This is a genomic window from Delftia sp. PE138, assembly GCF_018320755.1.
Lineage (GTDB): Bacteria > Pseudomonadota > Gammaproteobacteria > Burkholderiales > Burkholderiaceae_C > Comamonas > Comamonas tsuruhatensis.
In genome coordinates, this window is record NZ_JABEPN010000003.1 from 421861 (window position 1) to 445000 (window position 23140).

General features: G+C 67.3%; 21 protein-coding genes (1 of these 21 cut by a window edge). 16 read left to right on the forward strand and 5 right to left on the reverse strand.

Features of this window, described 5'->3' with window-relative positions; genetic code table 11:
- Window positions 1-3: 3 nt before the first annotated feature.
- The 3 genes from HFGMBDPB_RS14235 (at window position 4) to sigJ (ending at window position 2153) form a co-directional block, all read left to right on the forward strand.
- A complete protein-coding gene (locus HFGMBDPB_RS14235) occupies window positions 4-546 on the forward strand; it encodes a GNAT family N-acetyltransferase (protein WP_043791589.1) in 543 nt (180 codons plus the stop codon).
- Window positions 547-658: 112 nt separating this feature from the next.
- The gene (locus HFGMBDPB_RS14240) at window positions 659-1159 is read left to right on the forward strand and encodes an NUDIX hydrolase (RefSeq protein ID WP_212645620.1); all 501 of its coding nucleotides are present in this window, start codon (window positions 659-661) and stop codon (window positions 1157-1159) included.
- Window positions 1160-1229: 70 nt separating this feature from the next.
- A complete protein-coding gene (gene sigJ, locus HFGMBDPB_RS14245) occupies window positions 1230-2153 on the forward strand; it encodes an RNA polymerase sigma factor SigJ (protein ID WP_016454217.1) in 924 nt (307 codons plus the stop codon).
- On the opposite strand, the gene HFGMBDPB_RS14250 is transcribed toward sigJ, so the two are convergent.
- The 3 genes from HFGMBDPB_RS14250 to fur all read right to left on the reverse strand — a co-directional run bounded on the left by HFGMBDPB_RS14250 (window position 2154) and on the right by fur (window position 5532).
- Window positions 2154-3368, reverse strand: coding sequence for a DUF1501 domain-containing protein (locus HFGMBDPB_RS14250; protein ID WP_212645621.1), 1215 nt, complete (start codon window positions 3366-3368; stop codon window positions 2154-2156).
- Between the two features lie 16 nt (window positions 3369-3384).
- Complete coding sequence (locus HFGMBDPB_RS14255) at window positions 3385-4962, reverse strand: DUF1800 domain-containing protein (RefSeq protein ID WP_154836294.1); 1578 nt, start codon at window positions 4960-4962, stop codon at window positions 3385-3387.
- 144 nt (window positions 4963-5106) lie between these two features.
- Window positions 5107-5532, reverse strand: coding sequence for a ferric iron uptake transcriptional regulator (gene fur, locus HFGMBDPB_RS14260; protein WP_013804774.1), 426 nt, complete (start codon window positions 5530-5532; stop codon window positions 5107-5109).
- Window positions 5533-5688: 156 nt separating this feature from the next.
- On the opposite strand from fur, the gene HFGMBDPB_RS14265 reads away from it, so the two are divergent.
- The 4 genes from HFGMBDPB_RS14265 to HFGMBDPB_RS14280 all read left to right on the forward strand — a co-directional run bounded on the left by HFGMBDPB_RS14265 (window position 5689) and on the right by HFGMBDPB_RS14280 (window position 8464).
- Complete coding sequence (locus tag HFGMBDPB_RS14265) at window positions 5689-6237, forward strand: outer membrane protein assembly factor BamE (RefSeq protein ID WP_016447212.1); 549 nt, start codon at window positions 5689-5691, stop codon at window positions 6235-6237.
- A 124-nt stretch (window positions 6238-6361) separates the two neighbouring features.
- Window positions 6362-7198: a 4-hydroxy-tetrahydrodipicolinate reductase gene (gene dapB / locus HFGMBDPB_RS14270; protein WP_212645622.1), complete on the forward strand. Its 837-nt coding sequence runs from the start codon at window positions 6362-6364 to the stop codon at window positions 7196-7198.
- 30 nt (window positions 7199-7228) lie between these two features.
- On the forward strand, window positions 7229-7960 hold the full coding sequence (locus HFGMBDPB_RS14275) for a MotA/TolQ/ExbB proton channel family protein (RefSeq protein WP_212645623.1): 732 nt from the start codon (window positions 7229-7231) through the stop codon (window positions 7958-7960).
- Window positions 7961-7984: 24 nt separating this feature from the next.
- Entirely contained in the window at window positions 7985-8464 is a 480-nt protein-coding gene (locus HFGMBDPB_RS14280; RefSeq protein ID WP_074921136.1) for an ExbD/TolR family protein, read from the forward strand.
- A 51-nt stretch (window positions 8465-8515) separates the two neighbouring features.
- On the opposite strand, the gene HFGMBDPB_RS14285 is transcribed toward HFGMBDPB_RS14280, so the two are convergent.
- Window positions 8516-9730 carry a mechanosensitive ion channel family protein gene (locus HFGMBDPB_RS14285; RefSeq protein ID WP_016447208.1) on the reverse strand — a complete coding sequence of 405 codons (1215 nt, stop codon included), beginning with the start codon at window positions 9728-9730 and terminating at the stop codon, window positions 8516-8518.
- Window positions 9731-10081: 351 nt separating this feature from the next.
- Between HFGMBDPB_RS14285 and leuS the strand changes: the two genes are divergently transcribed.
- The 3 genes from leuS to holA all read left to right on the forward strand — a co-directional run bounded on the left by leuS (window position 10082) and on the right by holA (window position 14539).
- On the forward strand, window positions 10082-12817 hold the full coding sequence (leuS, locus tag HFGMBDPB_RS14290) for a leucine--tRNA ligase (protein WP_212645624.1): 2736 nt from the start codon (window positions 10082-10084) through the stop codon (window positions 12815-12817).
- Window positions 12818-12974: 157 nt separating this feature from the next.
- On the forward strand, window positions 12975-13481 hold the full coding sequence (locus HFGMBDPB_RS14295; protein ID WP_016447206.1) for an LPS-assembly lipoprotein LptE: 507 nt from the start codon (window positions 12975-12977) through the stop codon (window positions 13479-13481).
- 5 nt (window positions 13482-13486) lie between these two features.
- A complete protein-coding gene (gene holA / locus HFGMBDPB_RS14300; RefSeq protein ID WP_016447205.1) occupies window positions 13487-14539 on the forward strand; it encodes a DNA polymerase III subunit delta in 1053 nt (350 codons plus the stop codon).
- Between the two features lie 10 nt (window positions 14540-14549).
- Here the strand turns inward: holA and HFGMBDPB_RS14305 are convergent, their stop codons facing one another.
- The gene (locus HFGMBDPB_RS14305) at window positions 14550-14852 is read right to left on the reverse strand and encodes a hypothetical protein (protein WP_016447204.1); all 303 of its coding nucleotides are present in this window, start codon (window positions 14850-14852) and stop codon (window positions 14550-14552) included.
- Window positions 14853-15041: 189 nt separating this feature from the next.
- Between HFGMBDPB_RS14305 and HFGMBDPB_RS14310 the strand changes: the two genes are divergently transcribed.
- The 6 genes from HFGMBDPB_RS14310 to HFGMBDPB_RS14335 form a co-directional block, all read left to right on the forward strand.
- Window positions 15042-16322 carry a glutamate-5-semialdehyde dehydrogenase gene (locus HFGMBDPB_RS14310; RefSeq protein WP_016454225.1) on the forward strand — a complete coding sequence of 427 codons (1281 nt, stop codon included), beginning with the start codon at window positions 15042-15044 and terminating at the stop codon, window positions 16320-16322.
- 59 nt (window positions 16323-16381) lie between these two features.
- The gene (gene trkA, locus HFGMBDPB_RS14315) at window positions 16382-17839 is read left to right on the forward strand and encodes a Trk system potassium transporter TrkA (protein ID WP_212645625.1); all 1458 of its coding nucleotides are present in this window, start codon (window positions 16382-16384) and stop codon (window positions 17837-17839) included.
- Between the two features lie 9 nt (window positions 17840-17848).
- Window positions 17849-19315 (forward strand): TrkH family potassium uptake protein, encoded by a 1467-nt coding sequence (locus tag HFGMBDPB_RS14320; RefSeq protein WP_212645626.1) that lies wholly within the window; start codon window positions 17849-17851, stop codon window positions 19313-19315.
- Window positions 19316-19396: 81 nt separating this feature from the next.
- On the forward strand, window positions 19397-20692 hold the full coding sequence (gshA, locus tag HFGMBDPB_RS14325; protein WP_012207794.1) for a glutamate--cysteine ligase: 1296 nt from the start codon (window positions 19397-19399) through the stop codon (window positions 20690-20692).
- A gap of 97 nt (window positions 20693-20789) precedes the next feature.
- Complete coding sequence (locus HFGMBDPB_RS14330; RefSeq protein ID WP_026062036.1) at window positions 20790-22658, forward strand: potassium transporter Kup; 1869 nt, start codon at window positions 20790-20792, stop codon at window positions 22656-22658.
- A 50-nt stretch (window positions 22659-22708) separates the two neighbouring features.
- Window positions 22709-23140: the start of a benzoate/H(+) symporter BenE family transporter gene (locus HFGMBDPB_RS14335; protein WP_017404050.1), read on the forward strand. 750 nt of this gene lie beyond the right edge of the window; the window shows 432 of its 1182 coding nt (coding positions 1-432); its start codon is at window positions 22709-22711; its stop codon lies beyond the right edge, outside the window.

Consider the following 23140-nt stretch of genomic DNA (forward strand, 5'->3'; position numbering starts at 1 on the left):
CCCATGTCTTGTTCGCCTTCTCCCTCCTCTTCCTTGCCTGCCGCTGACCGCTTCCATGTCCGCGCACTGACCGCCGCCGACCTGCCCGGTCTGCTGGACATCCAGCGGGCCTGCTATGGCGAGGACTATGCCGAGAGCGGCGAGGTCTTTGCGCGGCGCCTGGCCGGCACGGCCCATTGCTCGCTGGCACTGGAGCAGGACGGCCGGGTGCGCGCCTATCTCGCGGCCTACCGCAGCCTCATGGCCAAGATCACGCCGCTGCACGGTGACTTCGAGGCCGTCGAGCAGGCCGACACCCTGTACCTGCACGACATGGCCGTGCACCCCGAGGCCGCAGGCCAGGGCCTGGCCCGTGCGCTGCTGGCTCCGCTGTGGGAGCGGGCGCGCGCCGAGGGCCTGCGCCACACGGCCCTGGTGTCGGTGCAGGGCTCGCGCGGCTACTGGGAGCGCCATGGCTATGCCGTGCAGGCGTTGACCGACCCGCTGCAGCAGCAGCGCCTGGTGAGCTACGGCGACGGTGCGCTGTACATGGCCCGGCCGCTGTAGGGCGGCGCTACGGGGCGCTACAGGGCGCTACAGGGTGCCGTGTCGCGTGGTGGCCTGCAAGGCGCGGTGATGGGGTTTTTGGCCGGGGACGGGCCGGCCGCCTCTGGTCATAATGCGCGCCATGCCCGATCGCTGGAAACCCAATGTCACTGTGGCGGCCATCATTGAGCGCGATGGCCGTTTTCTGCTGGTGGAAGAAGACACGGCCGATGGCGTGCGCTACAACACCCCCGCCGGCCATCTCGACCCTGCCGAGTCGCCCATCACCGCCTGTGTGCGCGAGGTCGATGAGGAGACGGCGCACGACTTCGTGCCCACGGCCCTGGTCGGCGTCTACCTGAACCGCTTCGTGCGCACGCGCACCGGCTCCGACATCACCTATCTGCGCTTTGCCTTCACGGGCGAGCTGGGTGACTTCCGGGCCGGCCAGCCGCTGGACGACGGCATCATCCGCACGGTCTGGATGACGCTGGACGAACTCAAGGCCTGCACCGCCCAGCACCGCAGTCCGCTGGTGATGCAAAGCATAAAGGACTACCTGGCCGGCCGCCGCTACCCGCTGGAGCTGATCCACACCGATCCCAGCGTGCTGCAGGCTCCGCAGCCCCACTGAGTCACCAAGGCACCGAGCACCATGCCGGCCCTGTCTGTCACACAACGCCACGCTCCCGCGTCTTGATGGCATGCAGACCTCCTCCGCCACCGACGATCCCCTGGCCCTGTTCGAGCGCCACCGCCCGCGCCTGTTCGGCCTGGCCTACCGCATGCTCGGCCAGCGCGCCGATGCCGAGGACCTGGTCCAGGAGGCCTGGCTGCGCTGGCATGGCGCCGAGCGCGCCGGCATAGAGCAGCCCGAGGCCTGGCTGGTCTCCGTGACCACGCGCCTGGCCATAGACCGGCTGCGCCGCCTGCGCGCCGAGCGCGAGCACTACCAGGGCTTCTGGCTGCCCGAGCCCCTGGTCCAGCCCTGGGCCGAGGAGTCCGCACCCTCGGCCGAAGACCTGCTGGAGCGTGCCCACGACGTGTCCACGGCGCTGATGTTCGTGCTCGAGCAGCTCACGCCCGACGAGCGCGCCGCCTTTTTGCTGCGCGAGGTCTTCGATGCCGACTATGCCGAGGTGGCCCAGGCCCTGGGCCGCAGCGAGGCCGCCTGCCGCCAGCTCGTGCACCGCGCCCGCAGCCATGTGCAGGCCGGCCGCCCGCGCTTTGCGGCGCCGCCCGAGGCCCATGCCGCGCTGCTGCAGCGCTTTGCGCAGGCCGTGCAGGGTGGGGACTTTGCGCAGATCCAGGCGCTGTTCGCGCCCGATGCCGAACTCATCAGCGACGGCGGCGGCAAGGTGCCCTCGTTCGGCCGCGTGCTGGAGACCGGCCGGCGCCTGGCCCTGCTGTACTTCGCCACCACGCGCCGCATGCGGCGCAACGGCCAGCGCCAGACCCTGCACCTGGCGCGCGTCAACGGCCTGCCGGGCCTGCTGCGCTGCATCGACGGCGAGCTGGAATCCGTGCAGACGCTGCTGGTCGAAGACGGCCTGATCCGCCGCATCTACACGCTGCGCAATCCCGACAAGCTGTCCGGCGTGCCAGTGCCGCCGCAGGCGCTGCCGTAGTCAGACGAGTTGCAGGTCGCGGGGCGTCGCGCCTTCGAAGACACGCTGCAGCTGGGCCGGACTCAGTCCATACATGCGCTGGAACAGGCCGCCCAGTACGGCGCGGTACTCGTTGAGCACGGGATGGTCGCGGTTCTGGAACAGGTTTTTCTGGTTGACCTCGACCTGCTCTCCCACGATGCGACCGCCCGCGCGCGAGGACAGCCCGCCGCCCAGCAGCCAGTAGGTCGTGCCGTGGCCGTGGTCCGTGCCCTTGTTGCCGTTCTCGCGGAAGGTGCGGCCGAATTCGCTGATCACCACCACCACCGTATGGCGCCAGGCCTCGGGACCTATCTCCTGGGCAAAACCGGCCAGGCCCCGGCCCAGCTCGTCCAGCCGTCCGGCCAGCGCGCCTGTGGCGCCGCCCTGGGCCACATGCGTGTCCCAGCCGCCCACATCCACAAAGCCCAGGTCGAAGCGATCGCGCATCAGGGCCGCCATGCGCTGCGCCACCAGCGCAAAGCCCCGCGCGCTGATGGCGTCGCGCCCGGCCTGGTCCATCTCTTCCTGCACGCTGCGCTGCACTGCATCGCGCACGGCAAAGCCCTCCTGCACGGCCGTGGCCAGGGCAGTGCCTGCGTACATGGCGGCAATGGCTTGGCTGCGTCTATCGTCCAGCCCGCCCTTGCCCACGGACGCCAGGGCCATGTTGGCGGACGGCAGGCTGCCACGCAGCAGCAGTGGCAACTGGGGCGTGAACGACATGGGCGACACCGGGCCCCGCCCGTCCTGCCCCAGCACCTGGGCCAGCCGGTTCAGAAAGCCCGACTGGTAGCTGCGGCGCCCGTCCAGGCCCTGGCCCAGTTCGATGGAGTCCTGTGTCTCGAAATGGCTGCGCGACAGGTCGTGCGTGCCTGCAAAGGGCACGAAGCAGGCCTGGCCGGCCTGGAACAGCGGATGGATGCTGTCCTCCAGCATCGGGTGCAGGCCCCAGCGGCCATCCAGCGCCAGCGCGCCGCCGGCCTCGCCGGGACGGGGGATGGCAATGCTGGGACGGGCCTCGTAGTAGAAGTCGCTGTGCGTGGGCACCAGCAGACTGTTGCAGTCATAGGCACCGCGCAGAAACACCAGCAGCAGGCGCGGCGTGGCTGGCTGGAGGGCGGCCGCCTGCAGCCGGCCCAGGTGGGCGGCAAAGGGCAGGGCCGATGCCATGGTCAGGAAGTGGCGTCGCTGCATGGAAAGTCTCCGGGGTTCAGCGGAACATCATCTCGGGTGCGGACAGGAAGTAGGTATTCCAGTCCGCCGGATTGCGCGCCTGGGCCAGTGCCGCCTGCGTGGCCTGGCTCCACTGGGGCAGGCGCTGGCGCACGCTGGCCCGTTCCGACAGCATGGGGTAGGGCGGCTTCTCCAGCGCCTCCTTGGGGTCGGCGCGAAACAGCACGGCGCTGCGCGTGGCGATCTGGCGCGCCACCTCGAAGCGTGCCGCCATCTGGCCCGAACTGGCCCAGTCGGACTGCATCTGCGGATAGCCGTCCGGCGTCTCGTGCGCGTAGAGGTTCTGGCCCAGCCGGTTGATCCAGCCCAGCACGGGCGCCACGTCGGCCGCCACGCGCTGGTCCACCGACAGCCGCGTGGCGGCCAGCACGTAGTGCAGCGGATCGCGGAACTTGCGGCCAAAGCGCGCGGCCTCCGGATCGGTCAGCAGCGCCGCCACGGTGGCTGCGATGTCGCCCCGGCTGCGCGTGAAGGCCTGTGCCGTGCGCTGCACCAGGGCCGGCGGCGGATCGTCGGCAATGAAGAACACCGCCAGCTTGTGCGCGATGAACTGCGCCGTGGCCGGCGCGGCGACGATGCGGTCCAGCGCCTCCTGGACCTCGGCCATGCCGCGTGCGTTCAGGGGCTGGCCCAGGAAGGTCTTGGCTCCGTAGTCGTGCCGGTTGGGATTGAACTCGAAGAATCCCGAGCGCAGGTAGTCGCCCTGGCGCCCGGCGCGCATGCGCGGCGGCGGCGTGCCGGCCGGCTGCAGATTGATGCCCACGCCTGTCAGGATGCGCGCCATCTCCTGCACGTCGGCCTGGGTGTAGCCGCTGCCCACGCCCATGGTGTGCAGCTCCAGCAGCTCGCGCGCGTAGTTTTCGTTGATGCGGCCCGCCGCATTGCTGGCGTTGTCCAGGTAGCGCAGCATGGCCGGGTGGCGCAGCGAGGCCTCCAGCAGGCTGCGGAAACTGCCCAGCGCATGCGGGCGTATGGCCTGCTCCTCGTAGTCGCCCACCCAGGCGCGGATATCGGCCTTGCGCAGGCTGACGCTGAAATGGTTCATCCAGAACCAGGTCATCTGCTCTTGCAGCTGTGCCGGCGAGTACAGCGCGCGGATCACGAAGCGCTTCTGGGCATCGCTGCCCAGCTGGTTCAGCGTGCGCTGGTAGGCCTGCTGCCGCGCGGCCTTTTCATCGGCCGATGCGGCTTCCTGCACGGCCTTGCGCTGGTCGCCCAGCTCCAGCAGCACCTGGTCCATGGGGCGCTGGCTGATGCCCAGCCCATCAATGCGCTGCTGCGCCTGCGCAGGCAGCGGCTGAGGCCCCGGCTGCAGTTGCCGTGCCAGCCAGGCCTTGAGGCCCAGGCGCTGCAGCTGCGCATCCTCGCTGTCGGTGGCGCCCCAGGTGACGCGGTCCAGCCATTGCTGGCGCTGCGCGGCGGTGAGCGGTGCCTCGGCCACTCCCTGCAGCGCGGCCGCTGCGGACGACGGCGGGGCCTGCAAGGGCGCACAGCCTGTGGCCAGGACGATGGCGGAGAAAGTGAGAGCGATGGCGAACGGCGAAGTGCGGCGCATGGTGTCTCGGTGGGTAGGGGAAATCCATTGGACGCCAGCATCCTCCACCCATGTGCTTCGCCCTGTAAAGCGCCGGTAGCAAAAAGTAAAAGGCAAAAAAAAAGCGGAGTGCTCCACACTCCGCTTTTTCTGAGGGACCCGGCCTTATTTGCTGGGCCGGCTTGCGCATTCAGCGCACTGTCCGTACAGGGCCATCGAATGGTCCTGGATCACCCAGCCCTTGGCCTTGGCGATCAGGTTCTGGCGCTTTTCGATATCGGGATCGTAGAACTCCTCGACCTTGCCGCAGCTGGTGCAGACAAAGTGGTCGTGGTGCTGGCCTTCATTGAGCTCGTAGACGGCTTTGCCGCTCTCGAAATTGCTGCGGATGAGGATGCCTGCCTGCTCGAACTGCGTGAGCACGCGGTAGACCGTGGCCAGGCCGATGTCCGAACGCTCGTCCAGCAGCACGCGGAACACGTCTTCGGCCGTCATGTGGCGTTGCGCACCCGTCTGGAAGATCTCCAGGATCTTCAGGCGGGGCAGCGTGGCCTTCAGGCCGGTACTCTTGAGTTCGTCGATGTTCTTCATGTCTGGGTCTTTGGCAGAGACTGCCCGCTGGGCTGCCACCACGGCAGGTGCGGGACGGCGAACAAAATGGCCCTGGTGCCAGGGGCGTCGCATGATCGCAAGCCCAGGGGACCAGCCGCTACAATGATCCACGATCATATCCCTATGCTGATACCAATGCATGTTCAAGCCCGTTGCCGCGCCAGTGCGGCCCTGATGCTGTTGATCGGGGTGGCGCTGGCAGGCTGCAGCAGCCTCGATGGCGCCGCGCACCGAGTCGCCAATGTCGTCACTCCCTACAAGGTCGAGGTCGTCCAAGGCAACTTCGTCTCCCGCGAACAGGTCGAGGCCCTGCAGCCCGGCATGAGCCGCCAGCAGGTGCGTGACATCCTCGGCACGCCGCTGGTCACCAGCGTATTCCACGCCGACCGCTGGGAATATGTGTTCACCATCAAGCGTCCCGGCGTCGATTCCCAGGTGCGCAAGCTGACCGTCTTCTTCAACGGCGACCTGTTCGCGCGCTCCGAAGGCGACGAGATGCCCACCGAGGCCGAATTCGTCGCCAGCCTGGGCTCCAAGAAGAAGCTGGGCAAGATTCCTCAGCTGGAAGCCAGCGAGGAGCAGCTGTCCAAGTTCCCCGCTGCCAAGCCGGTCGAAGAGCCCGTGGCCGCCGAGCCGCCGCCCGCGGCGGCCAGCTATCCGCCACTGGAGCCCGGCGCCCGCTGATATCGCCGCCCGCGCGCCGCAAGGCATGCGGGCGTTTTTCCGTGGATGGCGGCTGCCGCGGTGCCTGCCGTGCGCCCGGGCAGTCCACTTTCCACGCATTGAGCCTTTGCATCTCTTTCCCGACATGAACGCCACGACCGCCACTTCCTCCAGCAACAACCAGCGCCTGCGCGTGGCCGTGGCCGGCGCCTCCGGCCGCATGGGCCGCATGCTGATCGAGGCCATCGCGCAAAGCGATGACCTTGCGCTGACCGCCGCGCTGGACCGTCCCGACAGCCCTGCGCTGGGCACCGATCCCTCGGCCTTCCTGGGCCTGGCCAGCGGCATCGTCATCGAAAGCGATGTGCGCGTCGCGCTGTCCAAGGCCGACTGCCTGATCGACTTCACGCGCCCCGAGGGCACGTTGGAGCACCTGGCCATCTGCGCCGAACTGGGCGTCAGGCTGGTCATCGGCACCACGGGCTTCAGCGACGAGCAAAAGGCCCGCATCGCCGAGTACGCCCAGCGCACGGCCGTGGTGCTGTCGCCCAACATGAGCGTGGGCGTGAACGTGACCTTCAGGCTGCTGGAGATGGCGGCCAAGGCCCTGTCCAGCGGCTACGACATCGAGATCGTCGAGGCCCACCACCGCCACAAGGTGGATGCGCCTTCGGGCACCGCCCTCAAGATGGGCGAGGTCATCGCCGAAGCCCAGGGCACGAAGCTGGCCGACCGCGCCGTCTACGAGCGCTTCGGCCACACCGGTGCGCGCGAGGACAACACCATCGGCTTTGCCACCGTGCGCGGTGGCGACATCATCGGCGACCACACGGTGCTGTTTGCGGGTACGGGCGAGCGCATCGAGATCTCGCACAAGTCCAGCAGCCGTGCCGGCTATGCCCAGGGCAGCCTGCGTGCCGCGCGCTTCCTGGCGGACAAGACCAGCGGCCAGTACGACATGTACGCCGTATTGGGCCTGTGACGAGGCTCGCAGCACGGGCAAGGTAAGACCATGAGCGGTCCACTCTGGCTCTGGTGGCAGCAAGGCGATGCCGTCGCGCGCGGCACGGCGCTGCTGCTGCTGGCGCTGTCGGTGGCCAGCTGGGTGGTCATCGTCTGGAAGGTCTGGTTCATGGCCGCCAGCCGGCGCCGCGTTCCCCAGGCCATTGCGGCCTTCTGGAGCGCGCCGGACCTGGCCTCGGGCCAGGCCCGCATGGGCGAGGGGCATCGCCAGCAACTGGTGGCACCCATGGCCGAGGCCGTGACACAGGCGCTGGCACCCATGGGCAGCGGCCTGGCGCTTGCGGGACGCGCGGCGCATTCCGTCCGCCTGACGCGGGAGCTTCGCCAGGCGCTGCAATCGGCCAGCCACCAGCTGCAATGGGGCCAGACCCTGTTGGCCACGGTGGGCGCCACGGCACCTTTTGTCGGCCTGCTGGGCACCGTCTGGGGCATTCACCACGCGCTGGCCACGCTGGCGGGCAGCGGGCAGATCGGCATCGAACAACTGGCCGGCCCGGTGGGCGAGGCCTTAGTGATGACTGCGGCCGGACTGGCCGTGGCCCTGCCGGCCGTGCTGGCCTACAACCTGCTGGGCCGGGCTGCGGCCCAGATGGAGGCCTTGCTGGAAGGCTTTGCCCATGACCTGCAGGCCATGTTCGGCACCCAGCCGGCGGAGCAGGCGCCGCACGATGACGGCATGGCCGTCGCCGGCCTGCCGGCCGGCCCCATGGAAGCGCCCTGACGGGGCGGCTCGCCAGGAGCGCACATGGCCTTTGGACGACTGAGCGGCAAGGAAAGCTCCTCCCAGCCCATGCACGCCATCAACGTCACCCCGCTGGTGGATGTGATGCTGGTGCTCGTCGTCATCTTCATCCTCGCGGCACCCATGCTGGCCGCCTCGCTGCGCGTGCAATTGCCCCAGGCCCAGGGCACCCAGCCCATGGCCGCCGCGGGCGAGGACGATGCGCTGCTGCTGGAGGTCGATGCGAAGGGCGCGCTCTGGATGCAGGGCCAGCCCGCCACGGCGGATGCGCTGCGTGAGCGCCTCGCTCAGCTCGGCGCGCGCAACCCCCAGGCAGAACTGCAACTGCGTGCCGACCAGGCCGTGCCCTATGGCCGCGTGGCCGAACTCATGGGCTGGGCCCACGCGGCAGGGCTGACGCGCATAGGCTTCGTGGCCGAGCCGGTGCGAAACCAGGATGGAAAACCCGCAGCCGTCCTGGGTCCCACCGGCGCCGGGCGCTGAAGCGATCAGGCGCTCAAGCGCTCAAGCGCCGCCGGGCCTGCGCCCGCGAACCTAGTCCTGTCCTTCGGGCCAGCGCTCGTTGCCCGCCAGCCGCAGATGCTGGCCATGGTCCGAGGAGCGCTGGTACAGACTGAGCCCGAACAGCGGCAGCATGCCGATCAGGTGATCGAAGATCGCGCCCTGTATGGCCTCGTACTCCACCCAGACCGTGGTGCTGGTGTAGCAAAACAGCTCCAGCGGCACCCCCATGGGAGAAGGCTCCATGGTGCGCACCAGCAGGAACATGTTCGGTGTCTTGTGGATGTGCGGATGGCGCAGCAGGTAGGCGTATGCATAGGCCTTGAACGCGGCCAGATTGCTCAGATGCTGCGCTGCCATCTCGCTGCCCGCCGGCGCATCGGCCATGCGCAGGCCGCCATCACTGCTCCAATAGTCCTTGAGGGGCTCGAGCAATGACAATTTCTGCCGCTGCTCTGCCGTCAGCAGGCGGATGGTGTGGGCGTCTATGTGCAGCGAGCGGCGAATGCGGCGCCCGCCCGACTCGAACATGCCGCGCCAGTTCTTGTAGCTGTCGCTCATCAGCCGCCAGGTCGGAATGGTGGTGATGGTCTTGTCCCAGTTCTGCACCTTGACCGTGTGCAGCGCGATGTCGATCACGAAGCCGTCGGCGCCGACCTGGGGCATCTCGATCCAGTCGCCCACGCGCAGCATGTCGTTGGAGCCCAGCTGCACGCCGGCCACGAAGGACATGATGGTGTCCTTGAAGATCAGCATCAGCACGGCCGAGGCCGCGCCCAGGCCGGACAGCAGCAGCAGCGGCGAGCGGTCCACCAGGGTGGCGACGATGAGCACGATGGCGATCAGGAACACCAGCAGCTTGCCCAGCTGCACATAGCTCTTGATCGAGTGCGCCTGCGTGGCCTTGCGCTCTTCCTTGAGGTCGTGCGCCTCGTTCATGGCATTGAGCAGGGCGCTGATCACGCGGGCCACGTGGTAGATGGTGCAGGCGATGGCCAGGTTCAGGATCAGGGTGGCCCACTGCGGCTGCAGCTGCGGTATGGCCTGCACGCCGGACTGCATGACCAGCGAAGGCACGGCCTTGGCCAGCCGCTGCAGCACGCTGTCGTGCAGCAGCACCTGGGCCCACTCCATCTCCACCAGCGTGCTGCGCATGCGCGGCAGCACGCGCAACAGCAGCCATTGCACGACAAAACCCGCGGAGCGGGCCAGCAGCACCAGCGCGCACAGCGCAGCCAGGGCCTGCATGACGGGATCCCAGCCGGAAATCAAAGACCAGTTCAGCAAGAGAAAACTCCAGGGCGCGGAAAAACCTGCCGCGCGATGGCGGCATGCCCGGGATGTCCGTATCCGTTCCTGCGCAAGTCCGGGCTGGCGATGGCGGAACGTCTGCGGCGCACTGCCACAGAGGGTGCCAAGCATACGCAGCGCGGCTTTTCCCCGCGCGGCGGCCGGGCAACCGGGTGCCGATGGCGCAGTACCGTCTGCGGGCTTGTGGGCTGCTTGCGGCACCGGCGGGCCGGGGCCCTAAAATCGTCGGTTGATTCCGGCCATCCGGCTCGTCCGGCCACCTTGTCCGGCCCTTGGGGCCGCAGCACCATGCAAGAGAAATACAACCACATCGACGTTGAGCGCGCAGCGCAAGACCACTGGTCCGCCCGCGACGCCTACCGCGTGACCGAAGACCAGGCCAAGCCCAAGTTCTACGCCTGCTCCATGCTGCCCTACCCCAGCGGCAAGCTGCACATGGGCCATGTGCGCAACTACACCATCAACGACATGCTGGCGCGCCAGCTGCGCATGAAGGGCTACAACGTCCTCATGCCCATGGGCTGGGATGCCTTCGGCCTGCCGGCCGAGAACGCGGCGCTCAAGAACAAGGTGCCGCCTGCGCAGTGGACCTACGACAACATCGCCTACATGAAAAAGCAGATGCAGGCGATGGGTCTGGCCATCGACTGGAGCCGCGAAGTGGCCACCTGCGATCCCGACTACTACAAGTGGAACCAGTGGCTGTTCCTGCAGATGCTGGAAAAGGGCATTGCCTACCGCAAGACCCAGATCGTGAACTGGGACCCGGTGGACCAGACCGTGCTGGCCAACGAGCAGGTCATCGACGGCCGCGGCTGGCGCACGGGCGCGCCGGTCGAAAAGCGCGAAATCCCCGGCTACTACCTGAAGATCACCGACTACGCCCAGGAGCTGCTGGACCATGTCCAGGTGGGCGGCGACAAGGCCACGCTGACCGGCTGGCCTGAAAAAGTGCGCCTGATGCAGGAAAACTGGATCGGCAAGAGCTCCGGCGTGCGCTTTGCGTTCACCCACGACTTCCGTGGCACCGACGGCCAGCCCATCCAGGACGGGCGCCTGTATGTGTTCACCACGCGCGCCGACACCATCATGGGCGTGACCTTCTGCGCCGTGGCGCCCGAGCACCCGCTGGCCCAGCATGCCGCGGCATCGCAGCCCAAGCTCGCGGCCTTCATCGAAGAATGCAAGAAGGGCGGCACCACCGAGGCCGAACTCGCGCTCAAGGAAAAGGAAGGCCTGCCCACGGGCCTGTTCGTCACCCATCCGCTGACGGGTGCCCAGGTCGAGGTCTGGGTCGGCAACTACGTGCTCATGAGCTACGGCGACGGCGCCGTCATGGGCGTGCCCGCGCATGACGAGCGCGACTTCGCCTTTGCGAAGAAGTACGGCATCGCCATCCGCCAGGTCATCGCGGTCGAAGGCGAGACCTTCAGCACCGAGGCATGGGCCGACTGGTACGGCGACAAGCAGCGCGCTGTCTGCATCGAATCCGGCGAACTCGACGGCCTGCCCCATGGGGCTGCCGTGGACAAGGTGGCCGAACTGCTGGCCGCCAAGGGCCTTGGCGAGAAGAAAACCACCTGGCGCCTGCGCGACTGGGGCGTGAGCCGCCAGCGCTACTGGGGCACGCCGATTCCCATCATCCACTGCGAGGACTGCGGCGCCCAGCCCGTGCCTGCCAAGGACCTGCCCGTGGTCCTGCCCCAGGACCTGGTGCCCGATGGCTCGGGCAACCCCCTGGTCAAGAGCGAAGCCTTCCACGCCGGCGTGGTCTGCCCCTGCTGCGGCAAGAGCGCGCGCCGCGAGACCGACACCATGGACACCTTCGTGGACTCGTCCTGGTACTTCATGCGCTATTGCGACGCCAGGAACAGCGAGCAGATGGTGGGCAAGGGCACGGACTACTGGATGCGGGACCAGCATGCCGCCACCGGCGGCAGCGGCATGGACCAGTACATCGGCGGCATCGAGCACGCCATCCTGCACCTGCTGTACGCGCGCTTCTGGACCAAGGTCATGCGCGACCTGGGCCTGGTCAAGGTCGATGAGCCCTTCACCAAGCTGCTGACCCAGGGCATGGTGCTCAACCACATCTACAGCCGCCGCACGGCCAAGGGTGCCAAGGAGTACTTCTGGCCCAAGGATGTCGAGCATGTGTTCGACGAGACCGGCAAGATCGTGGGCGCCAGGCTCAAGGCCGAGGTGGACAGCGCCGACGGCCTGCTGCCCGTGGGCACGGACATCGACTACGAGGGCGTGGGCACCATGTCCAAGTCCAAGAACAACGGCATCGATCCGCAGGAGCTGATCGAGAAGTACGGCGCCGACACCGCGCGCCTGTACACCATGTTCACCGCGCCGCCCGAGCTGACGCTGGAGTGGAACGATGCCGCCGTCGAAGGCAGCTACCGCTTCCTGCGCCGCGTCTACAACTTCGGCGCCAAACTGTCGCAGATGGACATGGCCGGCGCCGTGCAGAGCGTGGCCGGCGCCAAGTCGCTGGACGACGTGGCATTCGGCAAGGCCGCCAAGGCCCTGCGCCTGGAGATCCACACCGTGCTCAAGCAGGTGGAGTACGACTACCAGCGCATGCAGTACAACACCGTGGTCTCGGGCGCCATGAAGATGATCAACGCGCTGGAGGACTTCAAGTCCCACGACGACGCGGGCGCCCAGGTGGCGCTGATCGAAGGCTTCGGCATCCTGCTGCGCGTGCTCTACCCGGCAACGCCCCACCTGGCCCATGTGCTGTGGAGCGAACTGGGCTACGCCGCCCACCTGGGCGATGTGCTGGACGCGCCCTGGCCCCAGGTCGATCCCCTGGCCCTGGTGCAGGACGAGATCTCTCTGGTGCTGCAGGTCAATGGCAAGCTGCGCGGGGCCATCCTCGTGTCCTCGACGGCCGACAAGGCCGAGATCGAGCGCATTGCCCTGGCCAACGAGGAATGCCAGAAGTTCACCAATGGCGCGGCGCCCAAGAAGGTGATCGTGGTGCCGGGCCGCCTGGTCAACGTCGTGGTCTAGGCCATGGCATGCCCCCTGAGGCGCTGCGCGCCTTCCCCCTCTCGCTTCGCGGGGGGGACGACACCCTCGCTGCGGGGCGGCCCTTGCTCGGTGTCCCTCGCTTTGGGCGCGACCGTTGCAAGGGCTGTGAGTGGCGCAAGCGCCTTGGAGAACTGATATGCAAAAACGTACCCTGCTCACCGCCCTGGCCCTGGCTCCGCTGTTGGGGGCCTGCGGCTTTCGCCTGCGGGGGGTGCCGACCTTCGTGTTCCGCTCGCTCTACATCCAGGCGGGCCGGGGCTCTCCGGTGGCGCGGGAGCTGTCGCGCAACCTGGCCAGTGCCAGCGACAAGCTGACCGTGCTGCGCGATCCGGCATCGCCCGACGATGCGGATGCGATCTTCCAGATCATCAGCGAGCGGCAGGAGCGGGTCATCGTCGGCATGAACGCGCTGGGCCAGGTGCGCGAGTTGCAGCTGCGCCTGCGCGTGCGCTTCAAGCTGCGCACGCCCAATGGAGACGAGCCGATCCCCGAGACCGAGATCCTGCAGCAGCGCGACGTGACGTACAACGAAACCAATGCGCTGTCCAAGGAGGCCGAGGAGGCCATGCTCTACAAGGACATGCGTACCGACATCGTCCAGCAGTTGCTGCGCCGCCTGTCGGCCGTCAAGAGCCTGACCTGAGCCCCATGCAGCTTGCCCTGAACCAGCTCGGCGGCCATCTGGCCAAGGGATTGCGCTCGCTCTACGTGCTGCACGGCGACGAGCCGCTGCAGCAGCAGGAGGCTGCCGACGCCATCCGTGCCGCCGCGCGCGCCGCGGGCTACACCGAGCGCAGCAGCTACACCGTGGCCGGCGCCCATTTCGACTGGAGCGCCGTGCTGGCGGCCGGTGGCTCGCTGTCGCTGTTTGCCGATCGGCAGATCATCGAGATCCGCATTCCCTCAGGCAAGCCCGGCAAGGACGGCGGCGCCGCGCTGCAGCAGATCGCCGAGGCGGCGCGCGGCAATGACAGCACGCTCACCCTGGTCATGCTGCCGCGCCTGGACAAGGCCACCAGGACCGGCGCCTGGTTCAGCGCGCTGGAAGCCCAGGGCATGACGCTGCAGATCGATCCCATAGAGCGCGGCCAGCTGCCGGCCTGGATTGCCCAGCGCCTGGCAGCCCAGGGCCAGCGCGTGGCACCCGGCGAGGAAGGCCAGCGCACGCTGCAGTTCTTTGCCGACCGCGTCGAGGGCAACCTGCTGGCCGCACACCAGGAGATCCAGAAACTGGCCCTGCTGCACCCCGCCGGCGAGCTGAGCCAGGCGCAGGTGGAGCAGGCAGTGCTCAATGTGGCGCGCTACGACGTGTTCAAGCTGTCCGAGGCCGTGCTGTCCGGCCAGTTGGCGCGCGTCTCGCGCATGCTCGACGGCCTGCAGGCCGAGGGCACGGCCGAGGTGCTGGTGCATTGGACCCTGGCCGAGGACATCCGCTCCATCTGCCGCGTCAAGGACGCCATGGCCGCAGGTCAGCCCCTGCCCATGGCCCTGCGCGCCCAGCGCGTCTGGGGCGTCAAGGAGCGTTTGTTCGAGCGCCTGCTGCCGCGCATCACCGACGCCCAGGCCGCGCGCCTGCTGCAATCGGCCCACGCGGTGGACGGCATCGTCAAGGGCCTGGCCTTCGAGGGCTGGCCCCGCGACGGCTGGCAGGCCCTGCGCCGCCTGGCCATGGACCTGGCCCAGGCCGGCGCCAAGGGCTGACGTACCGTTCCTAGCTCGTCTTTTCCAGCTGCGCCTGGGCCTTGGTGGCCCAGGTCTCGAGGTTGTCCAGCAGGTCCTTCTGGCTGAAGGAGCAGCTTTCCTCGCTGAACAGCGCGCTGGATTCCAATCGGTCCAGCAGATTGAGCAGCACTTCGCCGTAGCGCGGCGGCAGGGCCTGCAGCAACTCCGAGGAAGCCCTGGCCTGCTGCCCGAGCACGGCGGCCGGCAACTGCTGCTGTGCCAGTTGGGCGAAGCCCGCGCGCAACTGTGCGAGCTGCTGGGCGGCGAGAAGAGTGTCGTGGCTGGTGGACATGGCGGGAAAACCTCTGCGTACTGGGCAGCAGTGTAGGGTGGCCGCGACATCCTGCCGGCCGCCGGAACGCGGGGTTTGCCCTCTAGTGGCCCTGCGAGGACGCATCCCAGCCGCATCCCAGCCGCATGTTGGCGCGGGGCATGCCCGCTCTCGGTGCGCAAATGGGCGCAACTCGGCGAGAATCTCGGAATGAACGCGCTCAATATCGTCGAATACACCCACAACCTGGGCGTTCAGGCCAAAGTGGCCTCCGCCCAGATGGCCCGAGCCTCGGCTGCCGTCAAAAGCCGCGCCCTGCTGGCGCTGGCGCGCCTGCTGCGGGAGAACGTGGAGCCGTTGCAGACCGACAACGCCCGTGACCTCGACCGCGCCGTGGCCAACGGCCTGTCCGCTCCCATGGTGGACCGCCTGCGCCTGACGCCCAAGGTGCTGGAAACCTGTGCCCAGGGATGTGAGCAGCTGGCCTCCATGGCCGATGTGATCGGCGAGATCATCGGCATGAAGCAAATGCCCAGCGGCATCCGCGTAGGCCAGATGCGTGTGCCGATCGGCGTGTTCGGCATGATCTACGAAAGCCGCCCCAACGTGACCATCGAGGCGGCCAGCCTCAGCATCAAGAGCGGCAACGCCTGCATCCTGCGCGGCGGCTCCGAGGCCATCGACTCCAACAAGGCGCTGGCTGCCCTCGTCGCCAGGGCGCTGGCCGAAGCCGGCCTGCCCGAGCACGGCGTGCAACTGGTGCAGACCACGGACCGCGAGGCCGTGGGCCAGCTCATCGCCATGCCCGACTACGTGGACGTCATCATCCCGCGCGGCGGCAAGGGCCTGATCGAGCGCATCAGCCGCGAGGCCAAGGTGCCCGTCATCAAGCACCTGGACGGCAATTGCCACACCTATGTCGATGATCCCTGCGACATCGCCATGGCCGTCAAGGTGGCCGACAACGCCAAGACCAACAAGTACAGCCCCTGCAATGCCAGTGAAAGCCTGCTGGTGGCGCGCGGCGTGGCCGCCGAATTCCTGCCGAAGATCGGCGCCATCTACGCCGCCAAGGGCGTGGAGATGCGCGGCTGCCCCGAATCGCTGGCCATCCTGAAGTCTGTGGCCGGCGCTCAACTGGCCGAGGCCACCGAGCAGGACTGGAGCGAGGAATACCTGGCGCCCATCATCAGCGTCAAGATCGTGTCCGGCGTGGACGAGGCCATCGCCCACATCAACCGCTACTCCAGCCACCACACGGACGCCATCCTGACGCGCGACCATATGCACGCCCAGCGCTTTCTGCGCGAAGTGGACTCGGCCAGCGTCATGGTCAATGCCAGCACGCGCTTTGCCGATGGCTTCGAGTACGGCCTGGGCGCGGAAATCGGCATCAGCACCGACAAGTTCCATGCGCGCGGTCCTGTGGGCATCGAAGGTCTGACCTCGCTCAAATACGTGGTGCTGGGTGAAGGCGAAGTCCGCACCTGACCGAGCCGTGCTGCGCGCCGGAATGCCCCGCGCCGGCACCGCAGCACTGCAATGAATCCATGAAAATCATCATTCTTGGCGCCGGCCGTGTGGGCTACAGCGTGGCAGAAAGCCTGGTGTCCGAACGCAACGACATCACGGTGATCGACACCGACGCACGGCGCCTGCGCGAGCTGGAGTCGCGCTTCGACCTGCGTGGCGTCGTGGGCAGCGGCATCGATCCCCATGTGCTGGCCGAGGCCGGCGCCAAGGACACGGACCTGCTGATCGCCTGCGCCGCGCTCGACGAAACCAACCTTGTGTGCTGCAAGCTGGCCCAGGTCCTGTTCGAGATTCCCACACGCATCGCGCGCGTGCGCTCCTCGGGCTTTGGCGAGGACGAGGCGCTGCTGGGCAAGGAAGGCTTTGGCGTCGACCGCATCATCTGCCCCGAGGAATCGCTGACCAACTACATCAGCAAGCTCATCGAGTTTCCCGAAGCCATGCAGGTGCGTGCCTTCGCGGGCGGGCGGGCCGCACTGGCCTCGGTGCGCGCGCGCGATGGCGCCCCCGCCGTCGGCAAGCGCATCGGCGAGCTGCGCGACTGCATGCCCGAGCTGGCCATGCGCATCGTGGCCATCTACCGGCGTTTCCTGGACGAGCCCGACCGCTTCGTCCGCTGCGACGGCAACACGCGCATCGAGCCCGGCGACGAGGTCTTCATCCTGGCCGCGCGCGAGCATGTGGCCGAGGTGCTGCGTGCCATCCACCAGCCTGCCGGCCGGCCTTCGCGCCCGGTCTACCGCATCATGGTCGCCGGCGGTGACCAGGTCAGCCAGCGCCTGGCGCTGCAGCTGTCGCGCGTGCCGGGCCGCTTCCACATCAAGATCATCGAGCCCGACGAGCAGCGCTGCCAGGACCTGGCCTCGCTGCTGCCGGCCGAGGTGCTGGTGCTGCACGGCGATGCCACCGACGAGGACCTGCTGGCCGATGAAAGCGTGGAGGACGTGGACCTGTTCCTGGCCCTGACCGACGACGATGAGAACAACATCATGGCCAGCCTGCTGGGCAAACGCATGGGCGCGCGGCGCGTGCTGTCGCTGATCACGCGGCGTGCCTACGCCGACCTGATGCACGGCACGCAGATCGACATTGCGCTGTCGCCGGCCCAGGCCATGCTTGGCGAACTGCTGGCCTATGTGCGCCGCGGCGACGTGCAGGCCGTGCACAGCCTGCGCCGGGGCGTGGCCGAGGCGCTGGAGATCGTGGCGCGCGGCGACCGCAAAAGCTCGCGCGTGGTCGGCCGCAAGGTCGAGGACCTGCGCGTGCCCGAGGATGTCCACATCGGCCTCATCGTGCGCGGCATACCCGAAGGCGTGCCGGCCGACGAAATCGCGGCCGGTGCCGAGCCCGAGGTCATCATCCCGCGCAGCACCACCGTGATCGAGAGCGGCGACCACGTGATCTTCTTCCTGCCCCACAAGCGGCTGGTACGGGACGTGGAGAACCTGTTTCGCGTCAGCGCCACCTTCTTCTGAGCCGACACCATGCGCGACCTGTTACCCGTCCTGCGCGTGCTTGGCATGCTCATGGTCATGTTTGCGCTGTCCATGCTGCTGCCCTTTGCAGTGTCCTGGTTCACCGACGACGGCATCTGGCGCATCTACCCCTGGGCCATCGGCATCACGGCGGCGGCGGGGCTGTCGCTGTGGATAGGCCTGGACCACTTCCGGCGCGAGCTGCAGCCGCGCCACGGCGTCATCCTCGTCACCCTGGTCTGGGTGGTTTTGCCGCTGTGCGCCATGCTCCCTCTGGTGCTGGGCATGGGCCATGTGGGGCTGAGCATCAGCTTCACCCATGCCTATTTCGAGGCCGTCTCGGGCCTGACGACCACCGGCGCCACTGTGCTCACGGGGCTGGATGCGCTGCCCGTGTCCATCAATGTCTGGCGCACCTTCCTGCAATGGTTGGGCGGCATGGGCATCCTGATCCTGGCCGTGGCCATCCTGCCCCTGCTGGGCGTGGGGGGCGCCCAGCTGTTCCGTGCCGAAGCCGCTGGTCCCATCAAGGACACCAAGCTGACGCCGCGCGTGACCGAGACCGCCAAGGGCCTGTGGGGCGTGTACGGCTTGTTCTCGCTGGCCTGTCTGCTGGCCTTCTGGGCGGCAGGCATGTCGCCGCTGGATGCGCTGATGCACATGTTCGCCACCGTCAGCCTCGGTGGCCTGTCCTCGCATGACACCAGCTTTGCGTATTTCGACTCGCCGTTGATCGAACTGACCGCCCTGGTCTTCATGCTGCTGGCCAGCTGCAACTTCGCGCTGTACTTCGTGGCCATGCGCAAGGGCCGCTGGGACGGCTTCTGGCGCGATCCGGAAATGCGCGCCACGCTGGCCGTGCTGCTGGGGGGCGGGCTGATCGTGGCGCTGCTGCTGTGGGCCAAGGGCGTGTACGGGCCCGTGGAGGCCCTGCGCTACGGTCTCTTCCATGTGGTCTCGGTGGCCACGACGACCGGCTTCACCACGGTGGACTACCTGACCTGGCCCGTCTTTGCGCCCGTGCTCATGCTGCTGATGTCGGGTGTGGCCACCAGTGCGGGCTCCACGGGCGGCGGCATCAAGATGGTGCGCATGCTCATCCTGCTCAAGCAGGCGCGGCGTGAACTCACGCGGCTCGCGCATCCGCGCGCCTTGCAGCCCGTGCGGCTGGGCACCGGCGTGGTGGACAACCGCATGATCTTCTCGGTGCTGGCCTTCATGCTGGTCTATGGCGCCACCGTGATCACACTCAGCATGGTGCTGCTGCTCACCGACCTGGACCCGGTGACCGCCTTCTCCGCCGTGCTGGCCAGCGTGCACTGCATGGGGCCGGGCCTGGGCGCGGTGGGCCCGTCCTCCAACTATGCTGTGCTCACCGAATTCCAGACCTGGGTCTGCACCCTGGCCATGCTGCTGGGACGCCTGGAAATCCTCAGCTTCATGGCCTTGCTTTCGCCGGCTTTCTGGCGCCGCTGACGCTGCAAAGACTGGGGAAAACACCTAGACCATGGTCCAATCTCTACAATTGCCCCCCACCGTCGTACCCAGAGGGTCTTTATGGTTCCACATCTCATCACGGCCCTGACCGGCCCGATCAACGAGCTTGAGCAGCGCATCCTCGACTCCATGCCGGCGATCGAGCGCTGGTTCCGGCTCGAATGGATGGAACACACGCCGCCTTTCTATTGCTCGGTGGACATCCGCAACGCCGGTTTCAAGCTCGCACCCGTGGACACCAACCTCTTCCCCGGGGGCTGGAACAACCTGACCGACGAAATGCTGCCGCTGGCCGTACAGGCGGCCATGGCGGCGATCGAGAAGATCTGCCCCGAAGCGCGCAATCTGCTCATCATTCCCGAGAACCACACGCGCAACACGCACTACCTGGCCAACGTGGTGCAGCTCAAGCGCATCTTCAACATGGCCGGTCTGAACGTGCGCATCGGCTCCATCAGCCCCGATGTCAAGAAGACCACCACCGTCACCCTGCCGCATGGCGACACGGTGACGCTGGAGCCGGTGATCCGCAGCAAGCGCCGCATCGGTCTCAAGGATTTCGATCCCTGCACCATCTTGCTCAACAACGACCTGTCGTCCGGCGTCCCGGGCATCGTCGAGGAGCTGTACGAGCAATACCTGCTGCCGCCCCTGCATGCAGGCTGGAGCGTGCGCCGCAAGAGCCGCCATTTCCAGAGCTATGAGGAAGTGGCCAAGCGCTTCGGCAAGCTGCTGGGCATCGATCCCTGGCTGATCAACCCGCTGTTTGGCCGCAGCGAAGGCATCGACTTCGCCAATGGCGTGGGCATGGAAGGCCTGGCCGAGCAGGTCGATGTGCTGCTGGCCAAGGTGCGCCGCAAGTACAAGGAGTACGGCATCAAGGAAAAGCCGTTTGCCATCGTCAAGGCCGACAACGGCACCTATGGCATGGGCGTGATGACCGTGCGCGATGCCAAGGAGCTGGCCGAGCTGCCGCGCAAGAGCCGCAACAAGATGGGCATGATCAAGGACGGCCAGACCGTGCACGACGTGATCATCCAGGAAGGCGTGCTCACCCAGGAGCGCATGAACAACGCCGTGGCCGAGCCCGTGGTCTACATGATGGACCGCTACGTGGTCGGCGGCTTCTACCGCATGCACCCCGAGCGCGATGTGGACGAAAACCTCAACGCGCCCGGAGCCGGCTTCGTGCCGCTGGCCTTCCAGCACAGCACCCAGCTGCCCCAGATAGGCGCGCGCCCGGGTGCCAGCATGCCCAACCGCTTCTACATGTATGGCGTGGTGGCCCGGGTCGCCATGCTGGCGGCCAGCTATGAGCTGGAGGCGACCAACCCCAACGCGGAAATCTACGACTGATCGGGGTGCTGTCCGATGCGCTCGTCATCAGGACAGCGGACAATGCCGGCATTTCAATTGACTGAAGCCATCTCCCCACGGGATGGCGCATAGACCTGTGCAGAAAACCAAATCTTCGTTGGCCGCGCTCACCCTGGGCGCCATCGGCGTGGTCTATGGCGATATCGGCACCAGCGTGCTGTATTCGGTCAAGGAGGTCTTCGGCTCCGGCCATGTGCCGTTCACCCAGGAGAACATCTACGGCGTCCTGTCGCTGCTGTTCTGGACCCTGACGGTCATCGTCTCGCTCAAGTACGTGGTCCTGGTGCTGCGTGCCGACAACAACGGCGAAGGCGGCCTGGTCGCCATGCTGGCCCTGGCCTCGCAGACCGTCAAGGACAAGCCCCGCCTGCGCAACGTGCTGCTGCTCATTGGCATCTTCGGCACTTCGCTGTTCTATGGTGATGGCGTGATCACGCCGGCCATCTCCGTGCTCTCGGCCGTCGAAGGCCTGGAAGTGGTCTCTCCGCACTTCACCAAGGCCGTGATCCCGCTCACCCTGGTGATCCTCTTCCTGCTTTTCTGGTTCCAGAAGCACGGCACGGCGGGGATCGGTCGGTTTTTCGGCCCCATCACCCTGGTCTGGTTTGCCACCATCGCAGCGCTGGGCGTGCACCAGATCGCGGGCCATCCCGAAATCCTGGCGGCCATCAGCCCGCACTTCGCGGTGCGCTTCATCTGGGACAACCCCGGCACCAGCTTCATCATCCTGGGCGCCGTCGTGCTGTGCGTGACCGGGGCGGAGGCGCTTTACGCCGACCTGGGCCACTTCGGCAAGAAGCCCATCCGCCTGGCCTGGTTCTCCGTGGCCATGCCTGCCCTCACGCTCAATTACTTCGGCCAGGGTGCGCTGCTGCTGGCCAACCCGGCCGCCGTGAAGAATCCCTTCTACATGATGGCCCCGGCCTGGGCGCTGCTGCCCCTGGTGCTGATGGCCACCATGGCCACGGTCATCGCTTCGCAGGCCCTGATCACGGGCGCCTTCAGCGTCACGCGCCAGGTCATACAGCTGGGCTATCTGCCGCGCCTGGAAGTGCGCCACACCAGCGTGCGCGAGACCGGCCAGATCTACATGCCCCTGGTCAACTGGAGCCTGTTCGTGGCGATTGCGCTGGCCGTGGTGCTGTTCCGCTCCAGCGGCAACCTGGCGGCCGCCTACGGCATTGCGGTCACGCTGGACATGCTGATCACCACCACGCTGACCTTCTTCGTGATCCGCTACCGCTGGAACTACCCGCTGGCCCTGTGCATCGCGGCCACCGGATTCTTTTTCCTGGTGGACCTGGCCTTCTTCTCGTCCAACCTGCTCAAGCTGTTCGACGGCGGCTGGTTCCCGCTGCTGATCGGCGGCACGGTGTTCTCGCTGATGATGACCTGGCGCAAGGGCCGCGAGCTGCTGCACGAAAAGCTGCAGGCCGATGCCATCGACCTCAAGAGCTTCCTCGAATCGGTCTGGCGCCATCCGCCGGCGCGCGTGACGGGCACGGCCGTCTTTCTTTCCGGCGAACCGGGCACCGTACCCAACGCCCTGCTGCACAACCTCAAGCACAACAAGGTGCTGCACAACCAGAACATCTTCGTCACGGTGCGCAACCATGAAATTCCCTGGGTGGGCCTGGACAAGCGCACCGAGATCGAGGCGCTGGGCAGCGACTGCTGGCAGGTCATCATCAACTACGGCTTCAAGAACGAACCGGACGTGCCGGCGGCACTGTCCCTGCTGCGTCCCCGGGGCTGCCAGCTCGACGCCATGGAGACCAGCTACTTCCTGTCGCGCGATGTCATCATCCCGCGCATCAGCCACCGCATGGCGCCCTGGCGCGAAAAGCTGTTTGCCCAGATGCACCGCAACGCCAGCCGTGTCTCCGACTTCCTGCACCTGCCCAGCAACTCCGTGGTGGAGCTGGGCTCCAAGATCGAACTGTAGGCGTCGCCAGCGCATCGCACGGTCGGCGGCTGTGGTGACAGAATCGCGCGATGCGCTTTTTCCGTGACTTGAGTCCCTCTGCCTTCGCAGCCGGCTTCGTGGCCGTGCTCGTGGGCTTCACCAGCTCGGTGGCCCTGGTCTTTCAGGCCGCCCAGGCCTTCCATGCCACGCCCGAGCAGATCACGTCCTGGATCTGGGCGCTGGGACTGGGCATGGGCCTGTGCTCTCTGCTGCCCTCGCTGATACTGCGCATGCCGGTCATGGTCGCCTGGTCCACGCCAGGCGCAGCCGTCCTTGCCACGGCAGGGCTTGCCGGGGGCTTTTCCATGGGCGAGGCCGTTGGCGCCTTCATCATCAGCGCGGGGCTGATCATCCTGGTGGGAGCCACAGGCTGGTTCGAGCGCGTCATGAACCGCATCCCCATGGAAATCGCTGCCGCCCTCCTGGCGGGCGTACTGGCCAACTTCGGCATGCAGGCCTTT

What these genes read in the sequence shown, in the direction of transcription:
- HFGMBDPB_RS14275 (WP_212645623.1), top strand. Translation starts at nt 7,229, where the DNA reads ATGAGCGGTCCACTCTGGCTCTGGTGGCAGCAAGGCGATGCCGTCGCG.
- sigJ (WP_016454217.1), top strand. Translation starts at nt 1,230, where the DNA reads ATGCAGACCTCCTCCGCCACCGACGATCCCCTGGCCCTGTTCGAGCGC.
- dapB (WP_212645622.1), top strand. Translation starts at nt 6,362, where the DNA reads ATGAACGCCACGACCGCCACTTCCTCCAGCAACAACCAGCGCCTGCGC.
- gshA (WP_012207794.1), top strand. Translation starts at nt 19,397, where the DNA reads ATGGTTCCACATCTCATCACGGCCCTGACCGGCCCGATCAACGAGCTT.
- HFGMBDPB_RS14285 (WP_016447208.1), bottom strand. Translation starts at nt 9,730, where the DNA reads ATGCAGGCCCTGGCTGCGCTGTGCGCGCTGGTGCTGCTGGCCCGCTCC.
- HFGMBDPB_RS14320 (WP_212645626.1), top strand. Translation starts at nt 17,849, where the DNA reads ATGCGCGACCTGTTACCCGTCCTGCGCGTGCTTGGCATGCTCATGGTC.
- HFGMBDPB_RS14255 (WP_154836294.1), bottom strand. Translation starts at nt 4,962, where the DNA reads ATGCGCCGCACTTCGCCGTTCGCCATCGCTCTCACTTTCTCCGCCATC.
- fur (WP_013804774.1), bottom strand. Translation starts at nt 5,532, where the DNA reads ATGAAGAACATCGACGAACTCAAGAGTACCGGCCTGAAGGCCACGCTG.
- HFGMBDPB_RS14250 (WP_212645621.1), bottom strand. Translation starts at nt 3,368, where the DNA reads ATGCAGCGACGCCACTTCCTGACCATGGCATCGGCCCTGCCCTTTGCC.
- HFGMBDPB_RS14310 (WP_016454225.1), top strand. Translation starts at nt 15,042, where the DNA reads ATGAACGCGCTCAATATCGTCGAATACACCCACAACCTGGGCGTTCAG.
- HFGMBDPB_RS14280 (WP_074921136.1), top strand. Translation starts at nt 7,985, where the DNA reads ATGGCCTTTGGACGACTGAGCGGCAAGGAAAGCTCCTCCCAGCCCATG.
- HFGMBDPB_RS14235 (WP_043791589.1), top strand. Translation starts at nt 4, where the DNA reads ATGTCTTGTTCGCCTTCTCCCTCCTCTTCCTTGCCTGCCGCTGACCGC.
- HFGMBDPB_RS14265 (WP_016447212.1), top strand. Translation starts at nt 5,689, where the DNA reads ATGCATGTTCAAGCCCGTTGCCGCGCCAGTGCGGCCCTGATGCTGTTG.
- holA (WP_016447205.1), top strand. Translation starts at nt 13,487, where the DNA reads ATGCAGCTTGCCCTGAACCAGCTCGGCGGCCATCTGGCCAAGGGATTG.
- trkA (WP_212645625.1), top strand. Translation starts at nt 16,382, where the DNA reads ATGAAAATCATCATTCTTGGCGCCGGCCGTGTGGGCTACAGCGTGGCA.
- leuS (WP_212645624.1), top strand. Translation starts at nt 10,082, where the DNA reads ATGCAAGAGAAATACAACCACATCGACGTTGAGCGCGCAGCGCAAGAC.
- HFGMBDPB_RS14305 (WP_016447204.1), bottom strand. Translation starts at nt 14,852, where the DNA reads ATGTCCACCAGCCACGACACTCTTCTCGCCGCCCAGCAGCTCGCACAG.
- HFGMBDPB_RS14295 (WP_016447206.1), top strand. Translation starts at nt 12,975, where the DNA reads ATGCAAAAACGTACCCTGCTCACCGCCCTGGCCCTGGCTCCGCTGTTG.
- HFGMBDPB_RS14240 (WP_212645620.1), top strand. Translation starts at nt 659, where the DNA reads ATGCGCGCCATGCCCGATCGCTGGAAACCCAATGTCACTGTGGCGGCC.